This is a genomic window from Synechococcus elongatus PCC 6301 (assembly GCF_000010065.1).
Lineage (GTDB): Bacteria > Cyanobacteriota > Cyanobacteriia > Synechococcales > Synechococcaceae > Synechococcus > Synechococcus elongatus.
Genome location: NC_006576.1, coordinates 582967 through 599458 on the forward strand (window position 1 = coordinate 582967; position 16492 = coordinate 599458).

Genomic DNA, 16492 nt, shown 5'->3' on the forward strand with positions numbered 1-16492 from the left:
AATGGCAACCCCACTCTGGCAAACGATTTACAACAATGCAGTGCTCTTGCCCGAGTCGCCCAAGGCAATCGTGCATTTCTTGGGTGGAGCATTCATTGCAGCTGCGCCTCAGGTGACTTATCGCCGCTTGTTGGAAGGCTTGGGCGATCGTGGTTTTGCGGTGATTGCCACGCCGTTTATCAACACCTTCGACCACACGACTCTGGCCGATGAGGTCGGCCGCAGCTACCGCTTAGCCTACGAGCGCCTCCTCGCCTTGGGGCTGATATCGCCAGAACTGCCGATCTTTGGAGTCGGTCACAGCATGGGCAGTAAGTTGCATTTGCTGATGGGTTGCGCCCAAACCAGCGATCGCCGTGGCAATGTCTTACTGGCCTTCAACAATTACTCAGCGCGGCGATCGATTCCGCTACTGGGGCAGTTAGCACCAGCGTTGGATGTCACGGTCGAGTTTTCACCTTCGCCAGCTCGTACCCTGCGCTTGATCCGCGATCGCTATAGCGTGGCGAATAATCTGCTGGTCAAATTCCGCAATGACGAAATTGACCAGACCCGCGATCTGATTGGGGCATTACGCGATCGCTTCCCTGAAACGAGTGAATGGCTGCGCCTGTCGGGTAATCACCTGACGCCGGTGGGGCAATCTCTGCCGCAGCAAACCGGCTTGGCTTGGTTGGATGGCGTTTCGCAGTTGGCCAGTCGGGAGTTGGGGCGTGATTTAGAGGTTGTGACGACCGCGATCGCGGACTGGTGCGATCGCCAGCTCACAGCGCCGGCAACGGTGGTCTAGCCGCGAATAATTGACGGACGGCAGTGCGATCGAGTTTGCCCTGGCTCGTGCGGGGTAAAGCGCTGCAGTTCAGCCATTGCTTAGGGTGCTTGTAGGGTGCAAGCTCCGGCGCGATCGCAGCTTTGAGTTGTTCCGGCGTCACAGCTTGTTGCTGAGGCACATAGGCTGCGGCCACCACTTCCCCCCAGTCAGGATCAGCCAAACCCACAACACAGACTTCTCGAACCAGACCACTGTTGTAGAGCACCGTTTCTACTTCCAGTGGCCAAATTTTCTCGCCACCACTGAGGATGCGATCGCCCTGTCGCCCCAGTAAAATCAGGCTGTGATCCGCTGACCATTCGCCACGATCGCCGCTCTGCCAAAAGCCCTGGGCATCGATGATCGGCTCTACTTGGCCCGGCCCCTGCCAGTAGCCCAAGGCCAAACTGGGGGATTGAATCGCTACGGTTCGATCGGCATTGAGTTGGATCATGACGCCCGGTAGCGGTTTTCCGACGCCGCGAGAAACTGCCAAAAACTGCTGTGGGAAAAGAACGCTAATGAAAGCAGCCGTTTCGGTCGCGCCGTAGCAAGGCGCGATCGGGAGTTGTAGGTTCTGCGCCTGCTGGAGCAGGGTCGGCCAAGCTGGTGCGCCTCCCAGCAAAATCAGCAATCGCTGCTGGAGCCACTGCGATCGCAGCGGTAACAAGCGCTGTAACTGAGTCGGTACCAACGACAGGACAGCCTCAGAACAGGTTGGCAAGCATTCCGCGGATTGCAGCTCGGACCAAGGCAGCAGCCAGAGCGGGCCACCCGTCACTAAACTGCGCACCGCCACCATCAAGCCGCTGACATGGTGCAGAGGCAGGCTACAGATGCCTGCGATCGCTTGACCGTCAATTAGGGGCGATCGCTGAAATGCCAAAGCAGCTGCCGTCAGTCGCTCCCAAGTCTGCACCGCAAAGCGCAACCCGCCACTACTTCCTCCCGTCGCAATGCCAATCCAGCCCGTCTCAAGGGGATCGGCAATGCCCACAGAAGTCGCGATCGGAGCCTCGCCCCAAATCTGCTGCGGCTGTAGTTGCGTGGCGATCGCCTCCCATTCCTGCCGCCGCCAATGTGGGTTACCGAGGATGACCGGCCAACCAGCACTGACGGCTGCAATCCAGTCAGCAAGATAGGCGATCGCATCTGTATGAACGATCAACACCCGCTGAGCTGGACGTCCTTGCAGACTCAGCCAGCGCTGCTCTGCCAACTGTCCAAGGCGATCGCCCTGACCACTGGCTAACCAATCGGGTCCCCAGCAGGTCAATAGTTCTAGGGGTGTTGCCATAGGGCTGCTGCGGTCTTGCTCTCCCAATCATCGGTAAACCAAGCGGTAGTTCCCAAGCCCTGGGCTTGATCGGCTCGCCCCAGTTGCGCCGCGATCGCGGCAACCGCTCGCCAACCAATGGGACTTTCAAACATTGATGAGACCACGACGGGCAGGTGATGCACCTGACAAAACTGCCGGACGGTTTGGGGCCAGCCCGCGATCGCCGGTTTGAGGACATAAAGTCCGGGCCAGCCTTGGGCCTGCCAAAACTGCAGGGATGACAGCTGACTCACTGATTCATCCAACGCGATCGCGACCAGCGGCCAGTCCTGCACGAGTTGGAGAAGGTCATCGACTTGACTAGGATCCAGCGGTTGCTCTAGCCACTCAATCCGACCAGACCGACGTTCGTTAATCGCAGTCAGCACTTGTAGCAAGCGATCAGCTTGTGCTTTGGTCAGACCGCCATTGGCATCCAGCCGCAGCTTTGCTGCTGAGGGTAACAGGCGATCGAGTTGCGGAAGAAGATCTAGTTCGCTTTCCAGATCCAGACCGATTTTCCACTTGTAGGTGGTGGCAGGCGATGCCGTCGCGATCGCGGTCAAAGCAGCAGCCCCAGCAGGTAGCAGCACCGCACTGGTCGGGAGAAAGTCAGTAGCGTTCGATTCCCGCAGGCAACCAAAGCCAAACTGACAAGCTGGCAGCGAGTCGGGCGCCGTGGCGAGATCCTCCCACTCAGGGTCTGGGGGAAAAGCCTCGCAGAAAGCGATCGCCTCTGCCAAAGTCTCACTGCCGAAGGAGGGCCAAGGCGCAATTTCGCCCCAGCGGACTTCCGTGTCGGTTTCGAGGCGCAACCAAATCCCCAATCGCACCGTGATCTGGGCATCCCGCGCAGTACGGAGGGGTTGCCGCAAGCGGCGCTGATAGGGCCGAAACGCGAACCGAAAACTCATCTACAGCGTCCATAGAGCTGCGAGAGTCGCCGCAGGCGTTGGGCACGATCGCCCGTCAGCCAGTCGGCACTGAAGCGCCAGTCCCAGTTGCCGGTGGCTTGCCCCGGTCGATTCATGCGGGCGCTGCTATCCAGCCCGAAGACATCTTGGAGCGGTGCGATCGCCCAATCTGCCGTCGAGCTCCAAGCCAAGCGGATCAGCTTCCACTCAATTTCCCAGCCCGACTCTGCGCCCAGATAATCCAGCACCGTTTGGCGATCGCTGTCATTGCGGGACAGGAACCAGCCGACGGTCGTGTCATTGTCGTGGGTGCCGGTGTAAGCCACCCAGCGACGACCCCAGTAGTTGTGCGGTAGATAGGCATTGCCGGCCCCAGAGTCAAAGGCGAACTGCAGAATCTTCATGCCCGGCAGCTCAAAGCGATCGCGCAGCGCTTCCACCTCCGGCGTAATCACACCGAGATCCTCTGCCAGAATCGGTAGCGCTCCCAGTTTTTGGCGAATCGTGCTCAGCAGATCAGCGCCTGGGGCTTTGACCCACTCTCCGTCGATCGCCGTTTCTTCACCAGCGGGAACCGACCAAAACGCCTCTAAACCGCGGAAGTGGTCGATGCGAATGTAGTCCACTAAGCTGAGGAGCTGTTGCAGCCGTTGCAACCACCAGCGATAGCCATCCGCCTGCAGCGCAGCCCAGTTGTAGACGGGATTGCCCCAGAGTTGGCCGGTTTCGGAGAAATAGTCAGGCGGCACACCGGCCTGCTGATCAACTGCGCCCGTTTCAGGATCGAGGGCAAAGAACTGAGGATTGGCCCAAACGTCCGCACTGTCATGAGCGACGTAGATCGGAATATCGCCAATCAGCGAAATATGGCGGGCTTGGGCTTCTTCCCGCAGGGCCAACCACTGCTCGCGAAATTGCCACTGCAGAAACTGCTGGAAGCCAATTTCGCCGCCCCAGCGATCGCGGGCTTTAGCCAAGGCTTGAGGTTGCCGCTGACGCAGCGCTTCCGGCCATTCTGTCCAAGGCTGACCTTGGCTAGCCAGCTTAATCGCCATGAACAGGGCGTAGTCATCCAGCCAATGGGCTTCCTGTTCACAGAAAGCTTGAAAGAGTTGGCGATCGCTGGAAGCCGCTCTTTGCAGGAATTGGCTGTAGGCACGGCGCAGCAGTTGATCGCGATAGGGCAAGACGCTGGCAAAATCGACGCGATCGCTCGGAAAAGCAGGACAGTCTGCCCAGTCCGATTCTTGGAGCCAGCCATCTTCTGCCAAGAGTTCAGGGCTGATCAGAGCGGGATTGCCAGCCAAGGCGGAATAGCAGAGGTAAGGCGAATAGCCATAGCCTGTCGGCCCAAGGGGCAACACTTGCCACAGTTGTTGTCCCGCCGTTGCCAACCAGTCAAGAAACTGCCGCGAGGCCGGACCAAGGTCGCCGCTGCCGAATGGCCCCGGCAACGAAGTGGGATGTAACAAAATGCCGGCGGCTCGTGTAAACACGGCGCAACTCCAAGGGGCAAGACGTTTTCAGCGTACCCGCAGGCGTTGACCGATCGCGGCCGGTTGCTGCTGGGCTCCCCACCAGACTCAGTCGTTTCTGGGACAAAGCCTGACTGTGGCGATCACATCCTGGTGAGTCACCATGTAGTCCAGCTCACTGTAAATCTCTAAAAGATCTGGGGGTAGCGCCGCCAACAGCCGCACTTCTGCAATCTCTAGGAGCTGCCGGAGTTGGGGTTCACCCAAACGGTGCCCCAGCATTTGCAACTGATTGAGTACTTGCGATCGCGACCAGCGATAGGTGTAGGTCAAGGCTAGTAGCAGGCGATCAATGCCGGGCAGATTGGCGATCGCGACTTGGGTATACACCCAGAGCGGTGGCGGCATCGAGGGTAAGTCGTAGGCGATCGCTTCAGTTGGCGGCAGCCAGAGATCTGCCCAGTAGCGTTCCGCCAAAGCTTGATAGTCGGGCCAGTCCCACGCTGTTTCTGCTAACTGCAACGCTTGCCAAATTTGCCGCCAAGCCTGCGCCACAGCCCAATCCGCTTGCGTGGGTGCCCCAATGCGATCGGTGGTAAGGGCTTGCAGCGGTTCCCCATAGCGCTCGTAGAGGGCAACAAAGGGAGCGGCAGTCTGCCACGGATTGGCTTGAAAAGCCTGCTGAATCGCCGGCGTTTCCTGTTGCAGCCAGTCGTGAACGGAGGGATGGGCAGAAGGGGGCATCAGAACCAAGCAGCCCAGCAAGAATGCTCAGCAGTCTACCAAGATCCGCCACTGGCTTCGGGCTGGGCCGGGGGCGACAGCATCTTTTAGGCTGAGTGAAGACAGCATTGAGAGGATCATGGCTGGTCACAGTAAATGGGCCAATATCAAGCGCCAAAAAGCGCGAGTTGATGCCAAAAAAGCACAGGTTTTTGCCAGACTTTCGCGGGCGATGATTGTTGCAGCTCGACAAGGACTGCCGGATCCTGCCGCCAATTTTCAGCTACGGACGGCGATCGAAAAAGCCAAGGCGGCCGGCATCCCTAATGACAACATTGAGCGAGCGATCGCCAAAGGGGCAGGCACCCTCAGCGGCGACGGGCGGCAATTTGAGTCAGTGCGCTACGAAGGCTATGGCCCCAGCGGTATCGCCATTTTGATCGAAGCCCTAACCGATAACCGCAACCGTACCGCCGCCAATCTCCGCGCCGCTTTTAGTAAGCAGGGTGGCAATTTGGGCGAGACCGGCTGTGTCAGTTGGATGTTTCGCCAGCGCGGCGTGGTTCAGCTGACTGGGGCAATCGCTGAGGCGGATCTACTAAAAGCCTTACTGGATCTGCCGGCTGAGTCCTATGACCTCGATGAGAGTGGCGCGATCGTCTACTGCAGCATTGCCGATCTCGAAGCGTTATCTACACAACTGCGGCAACTGGGCTACCCCGTCGAGGATAGTGAACTGCGCTGGATTCCCAACGACTATCAATTGGTCACGGACGGGGAACAGGCGCGATCGCTCCTGCGCTTATTAGACACCCTCGAAACCCTCGAGGACGTCTGCAGCGTCACCGCCAATCTCGAACTCCCGCCCGAACTGGTCACCGCCCTTGAGGCCACGCTCTAGATGTTGAATTCAATGTCGAATCATCTATCCACCGACCTTGGCGCTGATGAGGATTACGCTGAAGAGTTTCAGGATCCACCGTTATCTCCCTGTTCCGGTGATTGGTCTGCCCACTGGGAGGAGCCCAATTCAGTCGCGATCGCTCCCGAGAGGCATCTCCAAGAGATAGTGACCACCGACACGGTTTTGTCCATGTACTCGTCTGAACAATAGACGTACGCTACAGTTTGGTGCAGGTTTAGGGCTGCAAATACCCTCGCTATGGCCGATCCCATCTCCACCGAGCCCCAGTCGCAGGGGGATCCCTATCTTGCTTTTCAAGTCAGCAAGGGGGAAATTTTTGCGTTTGCGGCAACTAGCGTGCGAGAAGTGATTCTCCAACCCGCTGATTCGATCACGCCAATGCCCAATGTTGCTAAGCAGGTCTTGGGTATGTTCAATTTACGCGGTCGCGTGATTTGGGTAGGTGACCTAGCTCAGTTGTTGGGCCTGCCGAGTCAATTCCGCTCGGATCGTCCCGAGGTGCCGCTGCTGGCGATCGAGCATGGCAATGTTCTGATGGCCGTGATGATCGATCAACTCGGCGGCATGGTTTGGTTGAATCGACAGGAGCTACAGCCGATTAGCGGCCCTGCAAAACTCCAGACCTTTTGTCGGGGTGAACGCCCTGCCACGGAAACTGGGCGGGCAATCCGTGTCTTAGACCCCACCGTTATCCTCAACCCCCAGCACTGGTCCCTCTAGTTCCCCCTAAGCGCTATGACTTCGATGGCATCTGAAGACCGCAGCCTCTCCTACGAGCAAGTTGAACAGGAGTACCTCAGTGGCCACTACAGTGAAGCAGCTGAGCTAGCTGAGGCACTGGTTCAGACTGAGCCGCAGAATCCTCGCCTGCGCTTGCTGCGCGGTCATATCTTCTACAGCTTGGGGCGCAATGACCAAGCACGGGTCGAGTACGAGCTGATCCGGGGAATCACGCCCGATCCCGACATTCTCGAGCAGGCTCTGCTGGGAATGGACCGTTGTGATAGCCGCCCCCACGAGGACGTTAGTTCGGATATGGAAGGCACGGTGATTGTGCCGATTGGGGCAGCTTTGCCGGTGATCGAACAAGTGGATCCGTCGGCCCTAGCACTCGATTTGCCCCCGCTGAGTGGTACGGATACGATCGCAGAGGAACCTAGCTCCGATCGCGATGATGGCGACAATCCTTTTGCCACCGATCCGGCTAGCCCTGCCGCCTCTGAGACCGAGGCTGAGGCACCAGCCTGGTTAGCGGACATAGAAGAATCAGCATTTTCGTCCACGGATGAATCGAGTCCCGAACCTTGGGCAGAGGCTGCGGAAGCTGAAGAGACAGCGGTAGCGGAGCCAGCAGTAGAGGAAGCGATCGCCCCAGCGGCAGAAACGCTGATCGCCAGTGAGCCTGAGGCGATTCCAGAGCCGCTGTCGCCAGAAGTCGATCTTGCTGAATCGCAGCCGCCGATCACAGCGGACGAGACTGTCGTAGAAGTTGATCTGGCCGCAGAGTTCGCCGCCTTGGCTGAGCCAGAAGAGGTTGCCAGTGAGCCAGCCGCTTCTACTGCTGGGCTGGAGGAACCGGGGCCGGTCAGTTTTGACGCGATCGCTGATGAAGTGGCCAAAGAGGTGCTCGGTGCAGCAGAAACTGCCGTTGCGCCTCAGCCCGAGCTGAAAGCCAGTCCTGCCCCCGTTCTCGAGAACCTACCCACGCCGCCCAACCTCGCTGAAGCTGCCGCGATCGCTCGGCAACCAGTGACGTCCCCGCTGCGCCCCCAAGAGACCAAAGCCAATCGGGCAGCTGTTGCGGCCACTCCTGCCAGCAATGCACCCAAAGCCTTACCAACCCCGCCCAAGCAAACAGCAGAAACCCGTGTTGGCTTAATCGCCCTGGTCTCAGCCCTAGCTGCTGCTGCCGTAGGGGTGGTTGGCTGGCAAGCTTCAACACCCGAAGCCCGCAACCGCGTTGTGCTCGCCAGCATGGCCAGCATGGCTGTGGCTGGGGCTGCCTCTGCTGGTATTGCTCTGCAGCTGCAGAACCGGACGGGCAAGCGCTACCGCGATCTGCTGGAGCGACTTAATGAACAGTGCCAGCAGATGAGTAATGGCGACTTTGAAACGCCTCTCCAAGTCGGTGGCAACGATGATGTCGGGATGTTGGCCCTGCGCTTCGATCGTATGCGCAGTGTCTTGGGCGATCGCATCAACCGCCAAGAGAAGCGCCTGACCACCCTAGAGCAGCAACGGGAAGGCCTCCAAAACCAGGTGATTCGTCTGCTGGACGACGTAGAGGGGGTAGCCCACGGTGACTTGACCGTTCAGGCTGAGGTGACGGCCGACGTTCTCGGGGCCGTGGCGGACTCGTTCAACCTGACGATTCAGAACCTACGCGAGATCGTGGCCCAGGTGCGCGATGCAGCACTGCAGGTCAACGCAGCCGCAACCGACAACGAACAGTCCGCGAAAAACCTGTCAGCGGAAGCGCTCCACCAAGCCGAGGAACTCGCCGCTGCCCTCAACTCAGTCCAGGTGATGACGGAGTCGATTCAACGGGTTGCCATCAGTGCCAGCGAAGCGGAGTCGGTCGCCCGCGCTGCTTCGCAAACAGCTCTCAAGGGCGGTGAGGCGGTTGACAAGACCCTCTCAGGGATTTTGCGGATTCGCGAAACGGTGGCCGAAACAACCCGCAAGGTGAAGAAGCTGGCCGAGTCTTCCCAAGAAATTTCCAAGATCGTGGCGCTGATCTCGCAGGTCGCTTCACGAACCAACCTGTTGGCACTCAACGCCAGCATTGAGGCAGCTCGGGCCGGTCAAGCCGGACGAGGGTTTGCGATCGTTGCGGATGAGGTTCGCCAGCTGGCCGATCGCGCCGCGAAGTCCTCGAAGGAGATTGAGCAGATCGTGCTCAAGATTCAGAGTGAGACAGGTTTGGTAATGACTGCCATGGAGGAGGGTACCCAGCAGGTGATTCAAGGGACGCGACTGGCAGAACAGGCCCGTGGTGCTCTTGATGAAATCATTCAGGTTTCGACCAAAATTGACGACCTTGTCCAATCGATTACGGCCGACACTGTGCAACAGACCGCCATGTCTCGCAGCATGGCCGAGGTGATGCAGTCGGTGGAGACCACCGCTCAAAACACCTCTCAAGAGGCGCAGCAAGTGGCTGCTTCCCTGCAGGGCTTGGTAAATATTGCAGGGACGTTGCGAGAGTCTGTGGACCGCTTCCGCCTACAAGCATCGGCTGCTAAGGAGAACTGAGCATGTCGTCCACCAGTGATAACGTTTTGCGATCGCTGTTTCTACGAGAAACGCGTGAAAATCTCCAGCTGCTGACCCAGATGATTGGCCAGATGGAAGCTGGGCTGCCGGATGCAAAAACCTTTGCAGACGCTTCGCGGGCCGCGCATTCGCTCAAGGGTGGAGCCGCCCTGCTCAAGTTCGAAACCTTCCGGCAACTGGCAGCTGGACTCGAGACTTGCCTGTCTCTGCTATCTGAAGCCGAGTTGCCCGACTACGAGGTGAGTCTCCCGCTGTTTCAACGGGCCGCCGCGCTGCTGATTACGGCGACCGATCGCATTGAAGCGGGCGTTGAAGAGCAGGCTGTGGTGCCCGAGGAAGGGAACCCCCTGATTGAACAGCTCCAGGTTTTGCAGGAGATGCTGCAGGCAGCTGTGCAAGTGCCACCGGATCAATCCGCCGTTACCAGCACGCTCGAAGACTTGCTGACCCAAGATTTTGAGACAGTCTTGCTGCCGCCGACTCCTGATTTGGAGCAGACCCTCGATCAGCTCCTGGGCGACCTCGAGGAAACTCCCAGCCCGATCGCTGGCCAGGGAAGCGACGGCGATCGCCCAGCTTTAGAGGACCTCAACTTTGACCTCGAGGACTGGATTGAGGCCAGCGAAGAAGAGTCTGAGACGGTCGAAATCGACATTGTGGCCCAGGTCAAAGCCCTGGAAGCTGCGATCGCTGACTTGACGCAGCACCCCCACGAGCAGCCCCTCAGCTTGGGCATCAAGGACGACATTCTGAGTGCGGTCATCCAAGCCGCTCCCCGTCTGCCGGTGGCCCTGACGCTAGAGCCAGTGGCTAAGGCCCGTACCCAGGACAATGGCAAAACCCCCGTTGTCTTTGAACAGACTCTGCGGGTGCCGGTGCGTCAGTTGGATAACCTCAGCAACCTAGTCGGGGAGATTGTCGTCAGCCGGAATACCCTCGAAAGCGATCAGTCCCACCTACGGGAAACCCTCGAAAACCTGATGCTACAGGTGCACCAGCTGGGTGATTTGGGTGAGCGGATGCGGGAGCTCTACGAGCGATCGCTTCTGGAAACTGCCCTCGCTGCACGTCGCCAACTAGTTGGTAGTTCTACAGCCGCTGGCTCTGCCGGAGCTTCGACCTTTCCCACCGAGCAATTCGACGACCTCGAACTCGATCGCTTTAGTGGTTTCCATTCCATTTCTCAAGAAATGATGGAATTGCTAGTCCGTCTGCGCGAGGCAGCCTCGGACATTGACTTCATGGTCAATGAACCCTTTGACCAACTGACCCGCAACTTCCAGCAAATTACCCTGCAGTTGCAAAGCGAGTTGAACCAGACTCGAATGGTCCCCTTCTCGGACCTGACGGATCAACTGCCACGGGCTGTCCGCGAAATCTCACGGCGCTGTGGCAAGGGTGCCCGTCTGGAGATCGAAGGGAAAGACATCTTGATTGACAAGATGATCCTGCAGAAACTGCAGGCGCCCATGACTCACCTGATCAACAACGCCCTCAGTCATGGCATTGAAACGGCAGAAATTCGCCAATACCGCAATAAATCAGCGGAGGGAACCCTGGTCGTTCGTGCCTCACTCCAGGGCAATCGGACCCTAATCACTGTTACCGATGATGGGGCCGGGATCGATGCTGAGCAGGTCAAGCTCAAAGCTTTGGCACGGGGTTTGATCACCCCAGAAGAAGCCGCAGGGATGCGGGTGCGGGAGATCTATGAACTCCTGTTCCGACCCGGCTTCAGTACCCGAGATCAGGCCGATGAATTGGCGGGCCGCGGGGTGGGGCTAGATGTGGTTCGCCGGGCGCTCCATGAAATTCAGGGCGAGATCGTGGTGGATTCGGAGCTGGGGAAAGGGACAACCTTTACCTTCCGCTTGCCCCTCGCTCTCTCGATTACCAAGGCTTTGACCTGCCTCCACGAACGGGCGCGTTTGGCCCTCCCGATGGATAGCGTTGAGGAAATGCTGGATATTCCCCAGCAGCGCCTCGCGATGGATCCCCAGGGGCAGTTGCGCCTGGATTGGCACAATTTGTCGCTCCCCGTCTTCCCGCTCTCATCCCTCCTCGACTTCCATCTGCCGTTTGGGCGATCGCGCTATTACAACAGTCTGGGCGATGACGGTGTCGTCTCGATTGTCGTTCTGCGTAATGACAACGAGTACCTCGCCGTTCAGACCGATCAGATTGAAGGGGAACGGGAAATTGTGATCAAGCAGATCGAAGGTCCGATCGCCAAACCCCTCGAGATCTTGGGCATCACCGTCCGCTCTGACGGTCAGGTCATGCCGATCGTGGACGTCTTGGAACTGTTTGATATTGCCTACGGCCGCGTCCGTCAGCGTCAAGTAGCCCCCGTAGCCCCCAGTGCTGGCGAGACGAGAACCAATACAGAACCGATGGTGCTGATCGTCGATGACTCGATCACGGTGCGTGAGCTGCTGTCGATGACCTTCAAAAAGGCGGGCTATGTGGTGGAACAAGCGCGCAACGGCCAAGAAGCCCTAAAGAAGCTCTATTCGGGTCTGCCCTGCGATTTGGTTTTCTGCGATATCGAAATGCCGAAGATGAATGGGCTAGAGCTCTTAGAGCGGCTTCAGGCTGATCCCAAGCTGCGGAGTTTACCGGTGGCGATGCTGACATCGCGAGGCGCTGATCGCCATCGTCAAATTGCTGCCCACTTGGGCGCTCGGGCTTACTTCACAAAACCCTATCTAAAAGAGCAGCTGTTGGAAGCCTCGGCTCGCTTGAGAAATGGCGAACGACTCATTTAAACGATGGAACGTTTTGCGGGCATTGCCCTCGCTCTCTTCGGGCTATTTTGCCTTTTCCTACCCACGACTCGTCGCGATCGCTGGTTATCAGCGGTTCCGGCGATTGTGGCTGGTGGAATGTTGCACTGGCAATCGGAACGCGATCGCCAAGAGCAGGCTCAGCGTCAGGCAGATCAGCCTTTGGATCTAGAAGCAGGGGACGTTTTGGACCCGACTCGGAACAAGCCTGGCCGTACCTAAGAACAGCTGCTTTGGGATTACTGACTGAGACCCATTAGGGGAAGCAATCGAGTGTTATCAACCTGAGATCACGAATCAATAAACAAATAAGAAAAGGCAGCACCATGGCAGGTCTAAAAGACAAACTGTTGTGGTGTGATTAATCAACATAGTGCGACAGAAGCGGTTATAGGCACTCTCTAATCGCATCATGTGGGTCTTGCTATCTTGTCTGCTTCTAGACAGTTGTGTGGTGGTGGTTTGAACCTCGACAGCCCGAGCGAGCCTGCCGGTGGTCACTGTTCCAGCGTTGAGACTGGCGCTTCGGTTTTGATGCTCAGGGCATCACCAACCAATCAAGCCGTTGCGTTTCGCTTCGGCGCAGACAGCATTGAGAGATACCCGATGCTTTCGCTGAATCTCATCCAAATTGATGGATTGCGCTTGGTTCAAGGGCTGAAACAGCAGGGAACTCGATCTTGCAAGCCATAGGCATCGAGGACGGCAAGAACCTCGCTCATCGTGAACTTGCTCGAGGATGAATCCCTCTCTCCTCGCGATCGCCGGCTGTCAACCCCAATGCCGATCGTCTAAGCTCGCGGCAGTGTATTGCTGGCGACGTAGCGATCGCTGCACTCTGTGGCTGGCTAGACAATAGGCTGATCCAATGACCTCCAACCCACTCGATGAATCCATGGAATCGCTGACCGTCGTGCCCCCAGCCGCGTCACCGGCGTCGCGCATCCTGGTGGTTGAAGATGAAGCCGTGATTCGGGACATGGTGGCGTTAGTGCTGCAGCAGGAGGGCTTCACGGTCGATGTGGCAGCGGACGGCCGAACTGCTCTCAATTACTTCCGCAGCGATAGTCCTGAGGCCGGATCGGTGACTGAAAACCCCGATCTCGTTGTCCTTGACCTGATGTTGCCGGCAGTCAATGGCCTAGATTTCTGCCGATTATTGCGGCGGCAGGGGGTGACAGTGCCGATTTTGATGCTCAGCGCCAAGGATACGGAAACCGATCGCGTGGTTGGGCTTGAAATTGGAGCCGATGATTATTTGACAAAACCCTTCGGTACCCGCGAGTTGGTGGCGCGGTGTCGAGCGCTGCTGCGGCGCAGCCAAAATCAGCCCGCCGAGACTCCTGCCGTGTTGCGCTACGAAGGCTTAAAACTTTTTCCAGAAGAATGTCGGGTCTTGCTAGACGATCGCGAGCTGACCTTGTCGCCCAAGGAGTTTCGGTTATTAGAGCTCTTCATGCGCCACCCGCGTCGGGTTTGGTCGCGCGATCAGTTGCTCGAAAAAATTTGGGGTATCGATTTCATGGGGGATAGCAAAACGATCGATGTGCATATCCGCTGGCTACGCGAAAAGATTGAAGCCAATCCCAGCAACCCCAGCTATCTGCTCACCGTTCGAGGCTTTGGCTACCGCCTAGGTTAGTCAGAGAATGCCATGGCTGCATGGGAATTTGCACTCGGTCTCCTCACGGCCAGTCTTTGGCGCTGGGCTCGCAAATGGCGATCGCCCGTCAAGGTTAAGCCGATGCTGGCGGCTGTGAGTTCCCTGGAGCCTCAGCTCGAGCAGATCACAACGGATCTCCGCGATCGCGATCGCCTACTAGAAGATCTGCCCGTTAGTTTCCTGTTGCTAGATGCCGACAATCTGGTGCTGGAGGCCAATCGCTCCGCTCGGGTCCTGTTAGCCCTACCACCCGAGGATTACTGTCGTCCCCTACTAGAGGTGGTGCGCTCCTACGAGCTCGACCGCTTGGTGGCCCGCTGTCGGGCGGCCAATGCCCCCCAAACCGATCGCTGGACCTTGACCCCAGTCAACCCCGATCCGTTGCAGGTAGTTCCCCAAACACCACGCCCTGTGCAGGGTCAGGCAATTCCCCTCAGCAATGGTCAGATTGGAGTGTTGATCGAAGACCGGCAGGAGCTGGTGGACTTGGCACAGCAACGTAACCGCTGGGTCCCGGATGTTGCCCATGAGTTGAAAACGCCCCTGACGTCGATTCGCCTATTGGCAGAAGCCCTGCGCGATCGCCTTCAGGATGAACCGCAGGTTTGGGTCGATCGCTTGTTGGGCGAGACCCAACGGCTTGGGCAGTTGGTGCAGGATCTGCTGGAGTTAAGCCGGCTGGAGCAGGGGCCAAGTGGCTTGCAGAAGCTCGAAGCAGTGGACCTTGTCGCCCTGCTGACCTCGGTGCGCAATAGCTTAGAGCCGCTGGCAGAACCGCTGCGACTGGGTTGGGCTTATCAAGGGCCAGAGCAGGGATTTGTGCGGGGCGATCGCCAAAGGCTTTTTCGTCTCTGGCTCAATCTAGTGGATAACGCCATTCGCCATAGTCCCAGCGGCGGCTGTCTCTATGTAGAACTACGGCAGCGCGGCGACACCTGGATCTGCGATCTCTACGACGACGGCCCTGGCTTTGCCGATGCCGATTTGTCCTACCTCTTTGAGCGTTTCTATCGTGGCGATCCCTCACGCGTGCGACCAGCAGCAGCGAGTTCTAGCAGTCCCGGTAGTGGCTTGGGTCTGGCGATCGCACGGCAGGTCGTCGAAGCCCACCAAGGGCGAATCTCGGCGCGCAATCATCCCGTCACCGGCGGGGCTTGGCTGCGGGTACAACTGCCCCAAGAACCATCCCTCACCCCTGCGCTTAAGATCGGAACTGGACGTCGCAGCGGCTGAGCCGTAGTGAGAGCATGGCCGAACGGCTGCAGAAGATTTTGTCGCAATTGGGTGTCGCCTCCCGACGACAGGCGGAACAGTGGATCCAACAAGGACGAGTTACGATCAATGGCCGCGTCGCTGAAATTGGCCAGCAGGCTGACCTCAAGCGCGATCGCATTCACTTGGATGGCAAACGGCTACGCCCCAAGCATCGGCCCGAGGCCCGTTATCTGCTGCTCCATAAACCTGTGGGTGTAGTCTCCACCTGCCGTGATCCGCAGCGGCGGCGCACCGTCATTGATCTCGTCGATCCAGAATTTCGGCCGGGGCTGCATCCGGTGGGACGGCTGGATACCGATAGCAGCGGCTTGCTCTTACTCTGCAATGACGGCGAACTGACCTATCAAATCAGCCATCCCCGCTTTCACATCGAGAAAACCTATCGCGTTTGGGTCGAAGGTCATCCGCCAGCCTCGGTGCTAGAGCACTGGCGATCGGGGGTTTGGCTAGACGACTATCAAACGCTGCCGGCAGGTGTGCGAATCCTGCACGATCGCGCTGAATCGACGCTGCTCGAAGTGATTTTGCACGAAGGCCGAAATCGGCAAATTCGTCGGGTTGCCGAGCAGTTGGGGCATCCAGTTTTACGCCTGACCCGAGTCGCGATCGGGCCATTGCGTTTGGGATCGTTACAGCCAGGGGAGTATCGTTCTTTAACGGCGGCCGAAGTTTATCGCCTCCGTCAGCTCGCACAAGGAACCTGAGTCCAGTAAGTCCTCCCTATGTTGTTTCGTCGTCCGAGCGCCACTCCGCCACCGATAGAGCAATGGCAGCAGCGCTTTCAGTCCACGGGGGCTGTTGCTGCGCGAGCACCGCGAAAGCCTAGGTTTATCCCTAGAGGAGCTCGCTCGTCTGACCCGGATTCAACGGGCGACAGCTCTGGGCGATCGAAGAAGGGCGCAGCGAGAGTTTGCCCGAGCGGGTCTACATCCAGGGGATGGTGCGCCGCTATGCCGACGCCCTCGGTCTCGACGGCCAGCAGTACGCCGATGAGCTGCGAGCACTGATTGCCTTACCTATCTCTCGCAGCGATCGCCCCAGTGATCAGCCACTCGGTCGCCTGCGAACTTGGCAGTGGTATCTGCTCTATCTGCTCTTTGTGCTGTTAGCCATCAATGGTTTGAGCTGGTTGATGCGCCGTGCCGCCCTGCAAGGGGTGAACTTGCAGCAGCCGATTCCGGCCCTGCCAGTCGAGGAGTTTTTGCCACCACCGGCTCCAGCTCCCCGGCCACCTCAGCAGCAGGCCCAGCCCCTCGATGCAGCGCCTGCCAACTTAACTGAGCAATTACGTCAAATTCCGACAACGTCAGCACCAGTGCAGTAAGC

At 58.3% G+C, this 16492-nt stretch carries 14 protein-coding genes; 10 read left to right on the forward strand and 4 right to left on the reverse strand.

Annotated elements, in window-relative coordinates:
- Position 1 precedes the first annotated feature (1 nt).
- The gene (locus SYC_RS02695) at positions 2–790 is read left to right on the forward strand and encodes a DUF1350 family protein (RefSeq protein ID WP_011242836.1); all 789 of its coding nucleotides are present in this window, start codon (positions 2–4) and stop codon (positions 788–790) included.
- Here the strand turns inward: SYC_RS02695 and SYC_RS02700 are convergent.
- The 4 genes from SYC_RS02700 to SYC_RS02715 form a co-directional block, all read right to left on the reverse strand.
- A complete protein-coding gene (locus SYC_RS02700; RefSeq protein ID WP_011242837.1) occupies positions 765–2108 on the reverse strand; it encodes a 2-succinylbenzoate--CoA ligase in 1344 nt (447 codons plus the stop codon). The genes SYC_RS02695 and SYC_RS02700 overlap by 26 nt on opposite strands.
- On the reverse strand, positions 2093–3043 hold the full coding sequence (locus tag SYC_RS02705; RefSeq protein WP_011242838.1) for an o-succinylbenzoate synthase: 951 nt from the start codon (positions 3041–3043) through the stop codon (positions 2093–2095). Before SYC_RS02705 ends, SYC_RS02700 begins: the two co-directional genes overlap by 16 nt.
- On the reverse strand, positions 3040–4539 hold the full coding sequence (malQ, locus tag SYC_RS02710; RefSeq protein WP_011242839.1) for a 4-alpha-glucanotransferase: 1500 nt from the start codon (positions 4537–4539) through the stop codon (positions 3040–3042). Before malQ ends, SYC_RS02705 begins: the two co-directional genes overlap by 4 nt.
- Positions 4540–4626: 87 nt before the next feature.
- On the reverse strand, positions 4627–5262 hold the full coding sequence (locus SYC_RS02715) for a hypothetical protein (RefSeq protein ID WP_011242840.1): 636 nt from the start codon (positions 5260–5262) through the stop codon (positions 4627–4629).
- 118 nt (positions 5263–5380) lie between these two features.
- Here SYC_RS02715 and SYC_RS02720 point away from each other — a divergent pair, with 118 nt between their 5' ends.
- The 9 genes from SYC_RS02720 to SYC_RS13350 all read left to right on the forward strand — a co-directional run bounded on the left by SYC_RS02720 (position 5381) and on the right by SYC_RS13350 (position 16490).
- A complete protein-coding gene (locus tag SYC_RS02720) occupies positions 5381–6142 on the forward strand; it encodes a YebC/PmpR family DNA-binding transcriptional regulator (protein ID WP_011242841.1) in 762 nt (253 codons plus the stop codon).
- Between the two features lie 261 nt (positions 6143–6403).
- Positions 6404–6886, forward strand: coding sequence for a chemotaxis protein CheW (locus SYC_RS02730; RefSeq protein ID WP_011242842.1), 483 nt, complete (start codon positions 6404–6406; stop codon positions 6884–6886).
- A 15-nt stretch (positions 6887–6901) separates the two neighbouring features.
- On the forward strand, positions 6902–9421 hold the full coding sequence (locus tag SYC_RS02735; RefSeq protein WP_011242843.1) for a methyl-accepting chemotaxis protein: 2520 nt from the start codon (positions 6902–6904) through the stop codon (positions 9419–9421).
- A 2-nt stretch (positions 9422–9423) separates the two neighbouring features.
- Entirely contained in the window at positions 9424–12210 is a 2787-nt protein-coding gene (locus SYC_RS02740) for a hybrid sensor histidine kinase/response regulator (RefSeq protein ID WP_011242844.1), read from the forward strand.
- Between the two features lie 3 nt (positions 12211–12213).
- The gene (locus tag SYC_RS02745) at positions 12214–12450 is read left to right on the forward strand and encodes a hypothetical protein (RefSeq protein ID WP_011377830.1); all 237 of its coding nucleotides are present in this window, start codon (positions 12214–12216) and stop codon (positions 12448–12450) included.
- 646 nt (positions 12451–13096) lie between these two features.
- Entirely contained in the window at positions 13097–13870 is a 774-nt protein-coding gene (locus SYC_RS02755; RefSeq protein ID WP_011242845.1) for a response regulator transcription factor, read from the forward strand.
- A gap of 12 nt (positions 13871–13882) precedes the next feature.
- On the forward strand, positions 13883–15124 hold the full coding sequence (locus SYC_RS02760; protein WP_011242846.1) for a sensor histidine kinase: 1242 nt from the start codon (positions 13883–13885) through the stop codon (positions 15122–15124).
- Positions 15125–15138: 14 nt separating this feature from the next.
- The gene (locus tag SYC_RS02765) at positions 15139–15870 is read left to right on the forward strand and encodes a pseudouridine synthase (protein ID WP_011242847.1); all 732 of its coding nucleotides are present in this window, start codon (positions 15139–15141) and stop codon (positions 15868–15870) included.
- A 206-nt stretch (positions 15871–16076) separates the two neighbouring features.
- A complete protein-coding gene (locus tag SYC_RS13350) occupies positions 16077–16490 on the forward strand; it encodes a helix-turn-helix domain-containing protein (RefSeq protein ID WP_162010018.1) in 414 nt (137 codons plus the stop codon).
- Positions 16491–16492 lie beyond the last annotated feature (2 nt).